Source organism: Eisenbergiella porci (assembly GCF_009696275.1).
GTDB lineage: Bacteria > Bacillota > Clostridia > Lachnospirales > Lachnospiraceae > Eisenbergiella > Eisenbergiella porci.
In genome coordinates this window covers 43,016-58,740 of the sequence record NZ_VUMI01000007.1, presented here as the reverse complement: position 1 = coordinate 58,740, position 15,725 = coordinate 43,016, and the positions used below count along the sequence as shown (strand labels likewise).

15 protein-coding genes are annotated in these 15,725 nt (G+C 49.7%); 14 read left to right on the top strand and 1 reads right to left on the bottom strand.

Features of this window, described 5'->3' with window-relative positions; translation table 11 throughout:
* The first annotated feature begins 25 nt into the window (after nt 1-25).
* From FYJ45_RS06070 to FYJ45_RS06055, 4 genes are read left to right on the top strand one after another with little or no spacing between them, the layout of a single operon-like run.
* On the top strand, nt 26-928 hold the full coding sequence (locus FYJ45_RS06070; protein ID WP_025489170.1) for an RraA family protein: 903 nt from the start codon (nt 26-28) through the stop codon (nt 926-928).
* Nucleotides 929-946: 18 nt separating this feature from the next.
* On the top strand, nt 947-1,795 hold the full coding sequence (locus tag FYJ45_RS06065) for an SDR family NAD(P)-dependent oxidoreductase (RefSeq protein WP_102289424.1): 849 nt from the start codon (nt 947-949) through the stop codon (nt 1,793-1,795).
* Between the two features lie 16 nt (nt 1,796-1,811).
* On the top strand, nt 1,812-2,756 hold the full coding sequence (locus FYJ45_RS06060; RefSeq protein ID WP_154463886.1) for a mannonate dehydratase: 945 nt from the start codon (nt 1,812-1,814) through the stop codon (nt 2,754-2,756).
* Between the two features lie 16 nt (nt 2,757-2,772).
* Nucleotides 2,773-4,173 carry a hypothetical protein gene (locus FYJ45_RS06055; RefSeq protein ID WP_207708395.1) on the top strand — a complete coding sequence of 467 codons (1,401 nt, stop codon included), beginning with the start codon at nt 2,773-2,775 and terminating at the stop codon, nt 4,171-4,173.
* 87 nt (nt 4,174-4,260) lie between these two features.
* Here the strand turns inward: FYJ45_RS06055 and FYJ45_RS06050 are convergent, their stop codons facing one another.
* Entirely contained in the window at nt 4,261-5,331 is a 1,071-nt protein-coding gene (locus FYJ45_RS06050) for a uroporphyrinogen decarboxylase/cobalamine-independent methonine synthase family protein (RefSeq protein ID WP_154463885.1), read from the bottom strand.
* 407 nt (nt 5,332-5,738) lie between these two features.
* On the opposite strand from FYJ45_RS06050, the gene FYJ45_RS06045 reads away from it, so the two are divergent.
* From FYJ45_RS06045 to FYJ45_RS06005, 10 genes are all read left to right on the top strand, one after another.
* Nucleotides 5,739-6,716 carry an ABC transporter permease gene (locus FYJ45_RS06045; protein ID WP_081745330.1) on the top strand — a complete coding sequence of 326 codons (978 nt, stop codon included), beginning with the start codon at nt 5,739-5,741 and terminating at the stop codon, nt 6,714-6,716.
* Between the two features lie 12 nt (nt 6,717-6,728).
* Complete coding sequence (locus FYJ45_RS06040) at nt 6,729-7,610, top strand: carbohydrate ABC transporter permease (RefSeq protein WP_154463884.1); 882 nt, start codon at nt 6,729-6,731, stop codon at nt 7,608-7,610.
* A 128-nt stretch (nt 7,611-7,738) separates the two neighbouring features.
* The gene (locus tag FYJ45_RS06035; RefSeq protein ID WP_195841688.1) at nt 7,739-9,325 is read left to right on the top strand and encodes an extracellular solute-binding protein; all 1,587 of its coding nucleotides are present in this window, start codon (nt 7,739-7,741) and stop codon (nt 9,323-9,325) included.
* A gap of 64 nt (nt 9,326-9,389) precedes the next feature.
* Nucleotides 9,390-10,586: a glycosyl hydrolase family 8 gene (locus FYJ45_RS06030; RefSeq protein ID WP_195841687.1), complete on the top strand. Its 1,197-nt coding sequence runs from the start codon at nt 9,390-9,392 to the stop codon at nt 10,584-10,586.
* An 18-nt stretch (nt 10,587-10,604) separates the two neighbouring features.
* A complete protein-coding gene (locus FYJ45_RS30045) occupies nt 10,605-11,618 on the top strand; it encodes a hypothetical protein (protein ID WP_207708394.1) in 1,014 nt (337 codons plus the stop codon).
* A 7-nt stretch (nt 11,619-11,625) separates the two neighbouring features.
* Nucleotides 11,626-12,726 (top strand): alpha-amylase family protein, encoded by a 1,101-nt coding sequence (locus FYJ45_RS30040; RefSeq protein WP_207708393.1) that lies wholly within the window; start codon nt 11,626-11,628, stop codon nt 12,724-12,726.
* A 262-nt stretch (nt 12,727-12,988) separates the two neighbouring features.
* Complete coding sequence (locus tag FYJ45_RS06020; protein ID WP_102289420.1) at nt 12,989-13,246, top strand: AbrB/MazE/SpoVT family DNA-binding domain-containing protein; 258 nt, start codon at nt 12,989-12,991, stop codon at nt 13,244-13,246.
* A gap of 60 nt (nt 13,247-13,306) precedes the next feature.
* Nucleotides 13,307-13,570: a hypothetical protein gene (locus FYJ45_RS06015; protein WP_408609488.1), complete on the top strand. Its 264-nt coding sequence runs from the start codon at nt 13,307-13,309 to the stop codon at nt 13,568-13,570.
* A gap of 196 nt (nt 13,571-13,766) precedes the next feature.
* Nucleotides 13,767-14,960: an extracellular solute-binding protein gene (locus FYJ45_RS06010; RefSeq protein WP_154463881.1), complete on the top strand. Its 1,194-nt coding sequence runs from the start codon at nt 13,767-13,769 to the stop codon at nt 14,958-14,960.
* Between the two features lie 91 nt (nt 14,961-15,051).
* Nucleotides 15,052-15,720 carry a carbohydrate ABC transporter permease gene (locus FYJ45_RS06005; protein ID WP_154463880.1) on the top strand — a complete coding sequence of 223 codons (669 nt, stop codon included), beginning with the start codon at nt 15,052-15,054 and terminating at the stop codon, nt 15,718-15,720.
* Nucleotides 15,721-15,725: the final 5 nt, after the last annotated feature.

Sequence of the window (15,725 nt, the reverse complement as noted above, 5' to 3'; positions counted from 1 at the left end):
AGAAGTTACGGAAGAGGGAAAAGATATGCATTTTAATGTAAAAGAGGACATTATACAAATAACATCCCTGTGGCAGGGAGAACGGTTTGAGGACGGAAGGCCGAGAGTGCCGGACAAATATTTAAAGGCGCTCCATTCCCTGACCCTGGAAGAGGTATGGAAGCCAATCTTTGTAAAGGGCTATGAAAATCAGTTTGAAGGCAGGCTGAAGCTGCTGCATAATGACGGCAGGAAATTGATTGGCAGAGCGGTAACGGCTTCCTTTCTGCCGACCAGACCGGATTACAATCAAACGGTAATGGAAATCGGCAGAAGCGAAGGGCGGACAGGAACATACAACCAGTGGGTGATTGACAGCCTGACAGAGGGCGATGTGTGCGTGGTGGATATGTATGACAAAATATATAAGGGCACCTTCCTGGGAGGAAACCTGACCACGGCCATTGCCGGGAAAACCAAAACGGGAGGCGGCGTAATCTGGGGCGGAATACGAGATGTGGAGCAGATGAAGCAGATTCAGGAGGTACAGGTTTATTACAGGGGAATTGATCCCACTCCTATCCGGGAATTTGTGATGGCGGGCTTTAATACGCCGACTAAAATCGGAAACGCGGTCTGTCTGCCGGGGGATATTGTTTTCGGGACGGACGCCGGCGTTTTATTCATTCCGGCGCATTTGGTGGAGGAAGTGGTTGACGGCGCGGTAAAAACAAAGGTAAAGGATATGTTCGGCTTTGAAATGATTACGCAGAACAAATTTACCACGGCACAGATTGATAAAAATGTATGGACGAAGGAAATGCTGGATCTCCTGGTGGATTATATCAATACCAATGAGGCTGCGGCCAAATACCGGGATATTGACTGGTCGAAGGAATACGGCCTGGCAGCCAACGGGGATCCGACGGACACCCAGTCCGCATTATAAGACAGGGAGGAAATTCAAATGAGTCATTTATTTCAGGATCAGACAGCGGTGATTACAGGGGCGGGAGGCGTGCTCTGCTCGGAAATTGCAGTAAAGCTGGCGGCGGAAGGCGCGAAAACAGTGCTGGTAGGCCGGACGGAGGAGAAGCTTAAAAAAGTGGAAGCACAAATCCTTGCGGCAGGCGGAGCCTGTATGGTCCGCACCGCGGATGTGACGGACGAAGCCGCCATGGAAGCGCTGGCGGATGAGGTGGAAAGGACCTGTGGTCCCTGCCGCTATCTGATTAACGGGGCGGGGGGAAATAACAATAAGGCAATTACCACGAATTTTACCTATGAGCCGGAGGAGCTGCAGGAGAACAAGCCGGAGGATATGGTGGGATTTTTTGACCTGGATATGGGGGTTTTTGAAAGCGTTGTCAAAATCAATACCCTGGGAACGGTGATTCCAGCCAGGGCGTTTGCCAGACAGATGGCAAGAGCGGGAAGGGGCAGTATCCTGAATTTTGCATCCATGAACAGCACCCGTCCGCTCACCCGTGTTCCGGCCTACGCTATGAGCAAGGCCGCCGTGGTCAACTTCACACAGTGGCTTGCCACCTATCTGGCGCCGGCGGGAATCCGGGTCAATGCGGTGGCGCCGGGATTTTTTGTCAATGACAGAAGCAGGAAAATCCTCTTTGCAGCCGACGGCAATCTGAGCAAAAGAGGGGAAAATATTATGAACCATACGCCGATGGGACGTTTTGGCGAGGCGAAGGAGCTGTGGGGCTGCGTGTCCTGGCTGCTGGATGATGAAAAGGCCGGTTTTGTAACAGGGATTACAGTGCCGGTTGACGGCGGTTTCCTGGCGCACAGCGGCATCTGAGGCAGGAGAGGTTACGATGATTATTACAGACTATCTGAGGAGCAAAAGGGATCTGACCTGGGATTATGCAAAGCAATGCGGCGTAGGGCACGGTGTCATCCGCCTGCCGGAGGATCCGGCGTTTGATATCTGCGATTTGTCCCATTGGCAGAGTGTTTATAAAGAATTTACGGATTTTGGGATCAAACCGATAGTGGTGGAGCCGATGCCGAATGCGCTGCATGACCATATCAAGGCGGGAGATGAAAAACGGGACGAATCGATTGAAAAAGTCATCCGGATGCTGCCCATCATGGACCGCCTGGATATCCGTACCATCTGCCTTAATTTCATGGCCCATGTGGGATGGTACCGCACCGATTATAACATAGAGGAAAGAGGCGGCGCCCTGGTAACCGGCTTTGATGCGGCTGCCTGCCAGGACAGCGGTATGGAAATCACGCAGGAGCAGCTCTGGGAAAATTATACCTGTTTTGTTAAGGCAGTGCTGCCCTATGCTGAGCGGTATGGTATCCGGCTGGCACTCCATCCGGACGACCCGCCGGTCCCCAGGCTGGGAAAGGTATCCAGGATTATGATCAGCCATGAAAATATCAAAAAGGCTATCGAAATCGGGAACAGTGATTTCCTTGGCATTACCATGTGCCAGGCCTGCTATCAAATGATGGGGGAAGACCTGTTTTCCGTCATCCCTGAAATGAAAGAGAAGATTTTTTTCATCCATTTCAGAAATGCAACGGGCAATAAGTACCATTTCCATGAAACCTTCCATGATAACGGCGACATCAGAATGGGAGAGATGCTCGCGCTGTATAAAAAGTGCGGCATTGACGTGCCGATCCGGGTGGACCATGTCCCCACGATGGCAGGGGAAAAGGAAAACTCCGGCTACACGGCGCTGGGCAGGCTGTATGCCATCGGCTATCTGAAGGGGCTGCTGGAAGGGCTTGGGATGGAGTGAAAGAGGAGGAAAAAAAGTGACAACTAAAATCGTATTTCCCTTAAAACGGCTGGGGGCGGTAGCGCCAAGAAACGCCGCGGAAATAGAAGACTCCAACTGGTTTTTGGGTTGTGAAACGCTGGACCGCGATTATGCGGATTTTGATCAATATAAGGAATATCTGCGTCCTCTGGGAATAAAATATCTGCGCTTTCAGGGCGGCTGGGCAAAAACAGAAAAAGAGCAGGGAGTCTACGACTGGAGGTGGCTGGATCACATCATTGAGGAGTCGGTTGGCAGAGGGTTGAAGCCCTGGCTGCAGACCGGATATGGGAATCCGGTATATCCCGGCGCAGGCGGGGAAAATCTGGGCGCGGGCATGCCGCTGTCCGAAACCGGACTGGCAGCCTATGAAAGATGGGTCGGTAAAATGGCTGCCAGATATGCGGATAAGGTATTTGACTGGGAAGTATGGAACGAACCCAATTTTGGCGACAACAAGGTCAATACGCCTGAAATTACCGCGGACTTCAACATCCGGACGGCCCGGATTATCAAAGAGATTCAGCCCGGGGCAAGAATTTCGGCGCTGGCGCTGGGCCACATCGATATCGACTACGTGGAGCGTTTCTTCCGGTATCTGCACGGGCATGATGCCTGCGGCCTGTTCCATAATGTAACCTATCATGATTATTCTTATAATCCTGACGGAAATAAGCTGGCAGTATATAAAATGAGACAGATCGTGGAAAAATATGCGCCGGGCCTAATCCTGAGGCAGGGAGAAAACGGCGCGCCTTCCGAAGGCAATGCAGGGGGCGCCCTGGCGGATTATAACTGGTCGGAACTGTCCCAGGCCAAATGGGACGTGAGAAGAATGCTTGAGAACCTTGGGAATGATATCCAGTGCAGCGTTTTCAGCATTGCAGAAATGCAGTACACCGGAAATGGCCCGGTCCAGAAGAAAAATGCAAAGGGACTTTTGAAAACGGATGCTGGGAACAAAGTAACCGGATGCAAGCTGGCCTATTATGCAGTGCAGAATGTGACGGCTGTTTTTGACAATACGCTTGAGCGGATAAAGGATGCTTCCTATACGCACAGCCTTGCGGAGGGCGACGGCAACAGATACTGGATTAGCACGGACAGAAGTATTGCAGTGTATGGATACCGGCATCGGGAAACAAAGAAAAGGGTTTACACAATCTGGAAGGATGATGCGATTCCGGGTGACGACTGTGAAATGACCTTCCTGGATTTCGCGTTTGCAGGCGGCGGATTCGAGGATCCGGTATTGGTGGACATGATTACCGGCGGCGTGTATGAGCTCCCCGCAGCACAGTGGAGCCGGGAGGGGACAATTGACAGGTTCCGGAGGATTCCGGTTTATGATGCCCCGGTTCTGATTGCAGAGAGAAGCCTGATTCCCATTGCATAGCCAGGATAAAAAAACGGTCACATAGGAGCGTAGTTGCTCTTGTGTGACCGTTATTTTTTGTTCCCTTAATATTGGGACAGCCGTGGATTACAGTAAATACTTGTTTAAGAAGGAAACATATTCGTCCTTCGCTGAGGCAGGGGCGCTCAGGTTCAGGTACAGTCCCTTTGTGCCGATGTCTTTGGCAATCGAATCAAAGTCCTTTCGCGCGCCTAACACATGGATATTTTTACCGGCCTGGCGGATCTGCCGGTATACCTCCGGCCATTCCATGGTGCGTGGGGCTCCGTCTCCGGGACACCACTGGATCGCATCCAGCTGCCGGATTGCAGCAATCTGAGGAAGATGGGGCAGTTCGCCCTTGCCGTCCAGATGATAAAGCGTGTGAGGAAGGAGCGTACACAGCTGTGTCAGATCATCGGCAACAAATTCCCGGAACATGTCGGGGCTGATCATATAGGAAAAATCACACTGTACCACATAGGAGGGTTCGCTGCAATAAAGGCCGGACCAGTCGGAATAGCCGGGATTTACCGGCTGCAGGATTTCATTCAGCTCTTTGTAATAACGCAGCCACAGCTCCTGGATTTCCCGGCTGACGCGTTTTACCTCCTCCGGCTCGTCATACAGATCATAGAGAAGGTTTTCCGAGCCGCGCAGCGTGGCGACAATGTCCATAATGCCGCCCAGGTCAGGCATGCCCATCAGGACATTCCCCTTCCATTTCCTGATGCCGGCGCCGTAAATATCTTTGATTCGGTTGAACCAGAGGTTATCCGGCTGATATTCAAAATGCATTTCGCTAAGCTCCAGCTCTTCTGTGGGGTGGAACCAGACATTGCCGGAGGAATTATCCAGTGTCGCCCCCAGGAAGGCAGCCAGGACGCCGGGACCGAAAACGTCGAAGTTTACCATGGGGAAGGCATCCCCCAGATATTCCTGCTGCTCTAAATGAGCGTTGATGCGTTCAACCACATCCTCCGGGCTGATGTCCAGCCGGTGGCAGTTTGCCTGACTAAGCAGGGGAATGCTGCTTGTACAGGGAGCTTCCTGCTGGAGCGTCAGCTTGATGGCAGGACGTTCCAGTGTCCGGTTCCACCAGCTGTCGTAGGTTTCTTTGATTCTGTCCCAATCGTCTTTTCCGAATTTGATACTCATAGGGTACCTCCTTCTTGTGATAGTGTTTGTCCCCGGCCATTGATGGACCGGCGCAGAAGACTTCATATTTTCCGAAAAAGATCATCCGATACGGATGCCGGCAGGCGGTGGAAATGCTTCTTTTCAAAAGGAATCCATAGCCTGCTGATGCCCCTATTATAGAAGAGACAGGAATCAAAGTACAGCCTAAATCTGAGGTAAAGGCAAAATGTACACATATTATAGAAAAATTATAGAAAAGATACGCTTCCCATGGGATTATAAAAATCCGTAATCCGGGCAGTATCGCCCATTTTGACTACACGGGGAAAGAGGAGGATGCTAAGATTTGGGCAGATAGGACAGACATGGATGAAAACACATGCTGCCGGATAAATTTCAGATTTTCAGAGAAAGGAACCTGTATTATGGAGAAAAAGCAAAAAGCAAAGGCTGCAGCCTATTCCGGCACGCAGCCAGGACAAAACCCCGTGAAAAATATTTTAAAAGAGGTACGCAGAAGAAAACTGTTATTTCTGATGCTGCTGCCTGCTATCGTTTTTTTCATTATTTTCTGCTATGTGCCTATGGGCGGCATCATGCTCGCCTTTAAGGATTACAACTACGGGCAGGGAATTTTTGGCAGCCCCTGGGTCGGCTGGGCGAATTTCGAATATCTTTATAAGTCCGGAACCCTGTGGCGGGTGACCAGGAATACAATTCTATATAATATTGCATTTATTATACTGGATTTGGTTACGCAGGTGGGAATTGCAATCCTGCTAAATGAAATAGGAAGCAAAATCTGCAAGAAGCTGTCACAGACCCTGATGTTTTTACCTTATTTTGTATCTGCCGTTTTGCTGGGAGCGTTTGTGTACAATATCTTCAATTATGAGCGCGGTACGCTGAACAATATCCTGATGTCTCTGGGAATGGAGAGATATGATACCTATAGCAATATGTATGCCTGGATTTTTATCCTGTTGTTTTTCCATATATGGAAGGGACTGGGCTATGGTGTTGTGGTTTATATGGCGACCATTACAGGAATCAGCAGTGAATTTTATGAAGCGGCCCGTGTGGACGGGGCGACCCGGTTCCAGCAGATCCGTTATATCACGCTGCCGCTGCTGAAGCCTACCATGATTATACTGACCCTGTTTGGTGTCGGGAAAATCATGAAAGGGCAGTTTGAGCTTTTCTACCAGATTATCGGTGCGAACGGAACTCTGTATCCGGTGACGGATATTATCGATACCTACGTGTTCCGTATGACAACAACAAGCTTTGATCCCGGTCTTGCGACGGCGGCGGGTCTGTATCAGTCCTTCTTCGGATTTGTGCTGATTGTGACAGTCAATTATGTGGTGAAAAAGCTGAACCCGGACTATGCATTATTTTAAAAGGAGGCGTCTATGAAAACATATAAAAGTGAATATGGGGTAAAAATTTTTGCATATGTCATTTCCATCCTGACAGCAATTATTTGCTTCATCCCCTTCTGGCTGATTGTTATCGGTTCATTTACCGCGGAAAGTGAGGTTATAAGAAACGGCTTTGCTTTCTGGCCAAAGGAATTTTCCATGGAATCCTACAGGATGGTATTTAAAGTCCCGGAAAAGATTTTCAGGTCCTATGGCATAACCATTCTGATCACGACGGCGGGGACAGGGCTCAGCCTGTTTCTTACCACAATGGCAGCCTTTGTGCTCATGCGTAAGGATTTTAAATACAGGAACCAGATTGCCATGTTCTTTTATTTCCCGTCCATCTTCAGCGGCGGACTTCTTCCCGGCTATCTGTTAATCGTTAACGGACTGCAGCTAAAGGATACCCTCTGGGCTTTGATTCTTCCGGGGCTTTTGGGAGCCTGGAACATTTTTATGATGCGTAATTTCATGACGGATATCCCGGATTCCATTATGGAATCGGCAAAGCTGGACGGCGCTAACGATTTCGTGATTTTTACCCGGCTTTACCTGCCGCTTTCCAAAGCGGGGCTTGCAACCATCGGGCTTTTCATTGCGTTGGGATACTGGAATAACTGGGCAAATGCCAAGCTGTATATCAACAGCTCCAAATTATATCCTCTCCAGTATCTGTTATACCAGATGTTTTCCAATATCCAGGTGCTCAAGGATGCGGCGATGCAGAGCGGCGTAGCCATGGTGGACCTGCCGGCGGAAACCTTCCGTATGGCAATGGCAGTGGTGACCACCGGTCCGATTCTTCTTTTATATCCCTTTGTACAGAGGTACTTTGTAAAGGGAATTACGGTAGGAGCGGTCAAAGGCTGATACTATAAAACCGGAAGAATGCCGGGATGTATCTTAATTTGACTGGATTTACAATAAATTTTTACTTATAGTAGTAAGCAAAGAGAGCGATCCTCTTATCGGCTTAAATAACAAATGGAGGTATGAAAATGAAAGGCAAAAAATGGTTAGGAATGCTGACCGCATTATCCCTGTGTGCATCAATGCTCGCTGGATGCGGCAGCGCAGCAGCATCGGAGGAAAAAGCGGATACGGCAGCAGCCGGGACAACAGCAGAAAGCGGTGCGGCAGAAAGCAGTACGGCAGCAGAAGGGACAAACTTTGATGAGGAAGTGGAGCTGTTAATGTACTGTATAGGTGATGAAGGCGGTATCTATGCAGATGAAGCGCTGGATAACCTCAATGCAATGCTGAAAGAAAAAATCAATGCAACCATCAAACCGGTCATGGTATCCTGGGGTGAGTATAAGGAAAAGATGCCGTTAATCTATGCCAGCGGCGAAGCGTATGATCTGGTATACGTGGCGAACTGGATGAACTACACGTCAGAAGCGCTCAAAGGGCCCTTTTTGGAGCTTTCTGAGCTGATGCCCAAATATGCGCCCAAGACCTATGCGGAATTCAAGGAAAGCGGCGCGCTTGATACGGCTCTGGTGGAGGGCAAGCTTTATATGGTGCCTTCCCCGACCACGGATTACACCACCTATGTGACGCTCTGGAGAGAGGATTTGCGGAAGAAATATAATGTTCCGGAGATTACAGACTGGGATTCCCTGGCAGTTTATATGGATGCAATCAAGGAGAATGAGCCGGATATGCTTCCGCTGGCAACCGGTCCTCAGATTTTCCTGAACATGCTGCTGATGACTGAAAATGACTGGGGCCAGATGACCGCAGGAAAAAGCAGCACGGCGGCAGGCGGTGTTGTTATATGTAAGGATGAAGCAGGAAGCAAGGCATTCAATCTCCTGGATACACCGGAATACGAAGCCTATGTAAAGAGAAACCGTGAATATTACCTGAAGGGCTACTGGTCCAGAAATGTGCTTTCGGAGACAAGAATGCTGGCGGAAGCATTTGAAGCCGGACAATCCGCAATTACAATCGGAAATAAGTCCAATATGCTGCAGATGTACCAGAAGATAAAGGCAAACAACCCTGACTGGGAACTGGACTTTAAGAATTTTGACGCAGGCTCCTATATAAAAGTATCCCCGACCAATAACGGTATGGCTATCGGCGTTAATTCCAAACATCCGGAACGGGCAATGGCATATCTTGAACTGATCAATCAGGACGAAGAAGTATTCCGGGCAATGCAATACGGCATTGAAGGAAAGACCTATGTTGTAGATGAAAACGGCTGTAAAACAACTCCGGAGGGCGTAGATCCGTCCACACTGGCGCTGCGCAATCTCGGCATGGGAACCCAGGTGGAAAAGTTTATGTTCAAGAATGCAGCGGATGAGCAGAAGGTATTGGATGAATTTGACAGCTATGAAAGCAATGCCGTATACTCCCCGCTGACCGCCTTTGTTTTTGATGATTCTGCTGTGGCGGCGGAATGCGCGGCAGTTGCGAATGTGCTTACAGAGTACAAGCTGCCTCTGGATTTTGGCGTATCGGATCCGGAAACAGCGCTGCCCGAGCTGAGGGAAAAGGTAAAGGAAGCAGGAGTCGATAAGATCATTGATGAAGTCAACAGACAGCTGGAAGAATATTTCGCAGCACAGTAAATAGGAAAGGAACCGAAGGTGAAGAGATTTGCTTTCGGTTCTTTCTGCAAGGAGGGATTTTGTGATGACAGGGAGAAGGGAAAATTATCCCTTCCCGCACAGGGGAGGATATAAACAGGGATTTTTGCCGAACCGGAGCCGGGAAAAAATGAACCGGGATCTGCAGCATTTATATGAAAGCTGGAAGGCGCTTTATCTGACAACAGAAGGCTGCCGGGAAGGGGAGCTGCGGGTATCCGGCGGAAACTGCTATCAGTTCGGAACCTGCTCGGAGGGCACCGGCTACGGCATGCTTTTATCCGTATATATGGCGAATGCCCAAAATCATGCCCATGAGGAGTTCGACAGCATTTTCCGTTACTATAAAAATCATAGCCTGCCGGAATGCGGCCTGATGAGATGGGAGGCGGATCGGACGGGAAAGGATCTGAGCGAATATGTGGCGCCGGACGGGGATCTTGACGTTGCCTTTGCCCTTTTGGCGGCACACAGGCAATGGGGAAGTGAGGGAGAGATCTGCTATCTGGAGGAAGGAAAGACACTGGTTGGCAATCTGATGGCTTATACGGTAAACAAGCCCCAATATCTGATTGCCAGGGCGCAGCTGGAAAATCCGGAGGGGCTCTCCTGGGATTATACCATGTCCTCCTATCAGATTCCGGCATATGCGCGGTTGTTTGCAGAGATAACAGGGGATGCCGGCTGGAAAGAGGTCAGGGATGCGGCATACCGTCTGTTCGCTTATTTTTATAAGCTGAATCCGGATACGGCGCTGGCCCCGTTCGTATTTCATCTGGATACCTTCGGGCCGGGGGGCGGCAAGCCCTATGTATTCAGCTATGATTCCTGCCGGGTCCCGTGGCGGACAGCGCTGGATTACCTGTGGTACGGAACGGATGAAACGGGGCTGGCCCATGACTATCCGCACCGGAATGCGGTATGGTTTTCCCGGTATATGGAGAGCCTTAACTGGGACTTCGACCGGGTGAGCGAACGGTTTTTGCTCTCAGGCATGCCGGTGTCGGAAAAATGTTCTCCCCGCAATATAGCCGCGATGCTGGCTCCTGCGGCGATGGTGGATGAGTCCACCCGGGAATTGCTGGACAGGTCTTATGACTACTTAAGCAGGCAGGAACCGATGCTGGAATGGCCCGGCGATTATTTCCAGGATACGCTGGTCTTACTGGGAATGCTGACGATTACCGGAAATATGCCGAATTTTTATACAACAGAACCATACCCGGCTGATAAAACGCGGTGACAAGAAAAGGAGACGAGAATGGAAAAAACATCATATTCTTTCCAGGACTGTTATGCGGTACTGGAAAACGGAAGCTTGCGGATTGGAAACGCTGTTGTGGAAAGAAGCTGGCGCATGGAGGGGGAGATCCCGGCGGTCTGCTCCCTGAAAAATAAAAAAACGGGAAAGGAGTGGCTGGACTGCGGCAAAGATGCGGACTGGCTCTGCGCCCGGAAGGAAAAGGATGGCTTTTTCCATGAAGATTTTCTGTCAGGGAAGCCGCGCAGCCTCAGGATGGAGGCTGGCAGCGATGATGACTGCGGAATCGGGAGGGAGCATTTAAAGGCGGCGGTGGTGCTGGAATACGCGGACTGTCAGCTTCGGTGGATTCACAGGATTTATCCGCAGACAGCAATCCTGCGTTCCTGCCTGCAGGTGGTATGGAAGGATGGCCTGGGAACGAAAGAACAGGAGGAGCAGTGTGCGCTGACAGAGGAAAACCCAGGGGAGAAAAGAGAGATGCTGACCGCTGCGGGGACGCAGTTTTACGCACTGGAGCCGCAGGGAGACTACCAGGATGCATTTCCGCTGGCGCCGCTGCACTGTAAATGGAAGAGTGTTTCCTTTGTGGACAGAACGGATGATTATGATAATCTGGTACATACTGACCACGGAATTTTTAACCGCAGGGAAAGCCGGTATATTAACGGAAATTTGTTGTTTGCCGAGGATCCGCTGGATAAAGAGGGGCTGATTTTTATCAAGGAGGGCCCCACGCCACTGGCTTATCAGGGAAAGGTCAAAGCCGATTTCTATGTGAAGGGAAACAGTGTTTTTCCGGTAGGCTGGGGGTTTGACCGGACAGAGTGCAGCAGGGTCGGCATACTGACCGCTTATGGAAGCAGCGTGGTTTTCTGGGATGGCGAAAGAGGGAATGCGAGTCTGGCGCTGCAGGATTACCACAGGGCGCTGCATTCGCTTTCCCAGCAGAAGGATGCTTTTGTGATGTCCAATACCTGGGGGGGATCAGTCCTGCGATGGAAGGCTCAGTGAACAGTTTTTGCTGGAGGAATTGGAACAGGCGGGAAGGCTTGGGATTACGCTGTATCAGATCGACGACGGCTGGCAGAACGGGACCAGCGCCAATTCCGTAAACCCGGGCGGCGTCTGGAATGGCTATTATGCGGCAAATGCGGATTTCTGGGAGGTAAATCCCCTTCGTTTCCCCAACGGTTTGGAGCCGGTTGCGGCCTTTGCCAAAAGCAAAGGCGTGCATCTGGGACTGTGGTTTTCTCCGGATTCCTCCCATGAGTTTGCCAATTGGAAAAAAGACAGCGAGACATTGATAGGGCTGCACCGCCGGTATGGGATTGCGGCTTTTAAGATGGATGGCGTGAAGCTGACCTCCAAGGTATCGGAAGAGAATCTCACAAAGCTGATACAGCAGGTGCTGACGGAAACGGGTGGCAACGTGTTCTTCAATATGGATGTGACGGCGGAAACCCGAAGCGGCTATTATGGCCGAATCCATTACGGTTCCCTGTTTGTGGAGAATCGTTTCACCGGAAATTTCGGGAAATGGCCCAATTATTATCCTTACCGGACGCTGCGGAATCTGTGGATGCTGTCGGAGTACATGCCGGCCAGCCGCCTGCAGATGGAGTTCTTAAATGTAGCCCGCAATCAGGAGCTGTATGAGGGCGATCCGCTGGCGCCTGCTGTATGCGGTATGGAATATTCCTTTGCGGTGACGATGTGCGCCAATCCGCTCGCCTGGATGGAGCTGACAGGTCTTAATGAGACAGAGGCAAAGGTGCTGGAGAGAATTGTTCCACGGTACAGGCAGGTGCAGGCTGACCTTTTAGCAGGCTATGTCCTTCCCATCGGAGAGGAACCGGACGGCACGGCATGGACGGGATTCCAGTCTGTGAAAACAGAGGATAAGGGATATCTGCTGCTTATCCGGGAAAACGGCAGTGAGGAAACCCACCGCTGTCAGCTGCGCGGGCTGGCGGACTGCAGGCTGAAGCTGGAAGGCATTCTGGGAGCTGCCGGGCAGCGTTCGGTACAGGTGGACGGGGAAGGGCGGGCGGCATTTACGCTGCCGGGAGCGTTTTGTTATGCGCTTTACCGCTATCAGGTTGAGAAGAGTGAAGAGTAGCAGTTAGAGAGTTTCTTGTAACAGTTCAGGCAGGTTTGCGCATTCACTGCGCAAACCGTGAGAAAACGTGATGCCAGCAGGCATCCGCCCCTCGCCAAAGGCGGCTTATCATGGGCGGATGCAGTAACAGTTCGGCCAAAGGCTGAACTGTTACAGTTTCTTTGCTTATTTTTACTTCCGGGTTGATATTATTCAGAAAATTACATATAATAAATATGTAAAGAAAGTAAAGAATTTCAAGATATGTGAAAGGATGATGAAGATGGAAGTAGCAAAAATTTCAAGCAAAGGACAGATTACGATACCAGTATCCGTAAGGAATAAATTGAAACTGAAAACAGGTGATAAGATTGTCATTTTGGAAGAAAACGGCAGGTTTTATTTTGAAAACTCTGCAATGTTGGCATTTAAACATGTTGAGAATGCTTTTGCGGACGAAGCTAAAAAAGCAGGCTTTCAAAATGAGGAAGAAATGCAGGCTTATATGAAGGAAATCAGGAAAGAAGTGAGGGGGGATTAACGGCTGACGGATAATCACCAGATTGTCGTTTGTGATTATGTAATTGAAGAACTGCGTCTTGTGGTAGAACGCAAGTTTCCGGGGAAGAGAAAATTTATAGACAGATTTTTTCTGGAACTACCTTTTGAACTTGTCTATACGCCGAAAACGTTAGACTTAGACGAATTTCCGGAAATGCGTGATGCGAAGGATGCCCCTATTCTTGCAACGGCGATCATGGAAAGTGTAGATATTTTCCTGACCGGTGATAAGGACTTTCTGGTTAAGGAAGTTGATATGCCGGATATTATGACAATGGCAGAATTTTTACAGTTGTGTGATTAAATTATTTAATACATCCAGTATGAGGTATATATTACTCATACGGTTATAAAGAGGGTTCCCTGTTCGGAAGAAGCAGCTGAAATTAAACTTTTTGTTTAATTTCAGCTGTTTTTGTTGACATCCGGATCATATTGTGCAATACTTATTACAACACTTAAATTAATATTTATAATAAATATTAAACGAAGGGAAACAAATGAGAGGAAAGAAAAAAGTATCACTGGCTATGGCAGCCATTCTGGCGGCATCACTGCTTGCCGGCTGCGGCGCAAAAGAAGACGGAGGGGACGGTGCGCAGCAGCCGGATCAAAGCTATTCCCTTTACATAGGCAATGCCTGGACCGCCACAATGTTTGATGCAGGGAATAAAGATGTGGTCCTGCAGGAGCTGGAAAAGAAAACGGGGATCAGCCTGGATGTGGAGCTGGTGAAATCAAGCGATGTGAATTCAGAGATTAATGTCATGCTGGCGTCAGGGGATCTGCCGGATCTGATCGTGGCAGACGGTGAGACGCGGACACAGATGATCAGGGACGGCTATGTGATTGCGCTGGACGATCTGATTGAAAAATGCGCGCCGGACATGAAGAAGAACCTGGGATTCGTTTTTCCCGAATGGCGGGAACGTGACGGCTCCATGTACGGCGTTGGCTGCTTTGTCTGGAACGATCCCAGATATGCGCTGAACCTTACGATAAACACGGTACAAATCCGTTATGACATGCTGAAGGAGCTGGGGTATGACAAGCTCGACAGGGAAGAACCCATGCAGTCCTTTATTACGGTGGATGAATATATGGGTTTGCTCGCACAGGTGAAAGAAAAATATCCGGAGGTATATCCGGCGCTGCTTTCCACGGAACAGGCGATTGAAGTACTGCTCAAGGCGAAGGGCTTACAGTGCGTGAGACTGCCTGACAGTACCTACAATGTCTATGAGGACGGCAAGGCGGTCAGTGTATTTGGCAGCAAATATATGCCTGAGATTATTACCTTCCTGAATGAATTCTGCAGGGATGGATATGCGCCGGACGGCGTAACGGCTTTTAAGGAAGAGGAAAACCAGGCTCTGCTGGCGCAGGGGAAGGTATTCAGCACACTGAGCAGTGTATCCGGGTTGGATGCGGCAAACGCAGCTCTGGCAGCGGAAAATGATGAAACAAGATTCGTATATTTCTATCTGGTGGAGTCGGAAGAAATTAAAAATGTCCTGATTAACGGCTATGCGGCGGCGGAAGGTCCGAATCTGATGATAACAAAGGACTGCAAGGATCCGGAAGGCGTTATGAAATTCCTGAACTACTGTGCAACGGAGGAAGGAAGTACCATCATCGGCGCAGGCGTGGAAGGCGTTACCTATACCACACCTCATCGCGTTATCGTTCAATGACGGTTTGGATGCGTTAAAAGGCGGAATCGGATTATGGCCCCGGAAGGTTACGCTGGAAAATTATAAGATCATACTTCAGGAGCAGAGCCTGTTGAGAGCGAGCCTGGTTTCCGTTGCCAGAACTGTGGCAGGGACCTTTTCTTCTCTGGTTCTTACAGGGCTGGTGGCCTATTGTCTGACAAGAAGGGAACTCATGGGCAGGCGGTTTTATCTTATCGTGTTTCTGCTTCCCATGTATATTGGCGCGGGGCTGATCCCCACCTTTCTCACCTATAAGGCCCTGCACCTTACGAACAGCTTTGCAGTTTACATAATCCCAAATCTGGTGTGGGCATATAACATCATCATTATCAGAACCTTTTTCGATAGCCTGCCCAAGGCGTTGGAGGAATCGGCAATTCTCGACGGTGCGAATGAACTGCAGATTTTTTTCAAGATTTATGTCCCTTTGTCCATGCCTGTGATTGCGACGATAGGGCTGTTCAATGCGGTGTGGCAGTGGAACAGCTGGTTTGATACGGTAATGTATATCAGGGGAAATGCCTGGGATACTCTTTCCAGCCTGCTTGCGCATATGCTGATGGAACAGCAGACGAACTTTATTAACGACATGAAGCTGGCCAAACGGGCGGTATCGCTTACTCCTGAGGTACTCAAGGCGGCCATGACGATGGTTACGGTAATTCCTATTATGCTTGTCTATCCGTTTTTACAGAAATATTTTGTAAAGGGCGTCATGATAGGGGCGGTGAAAGGCTGATTAAG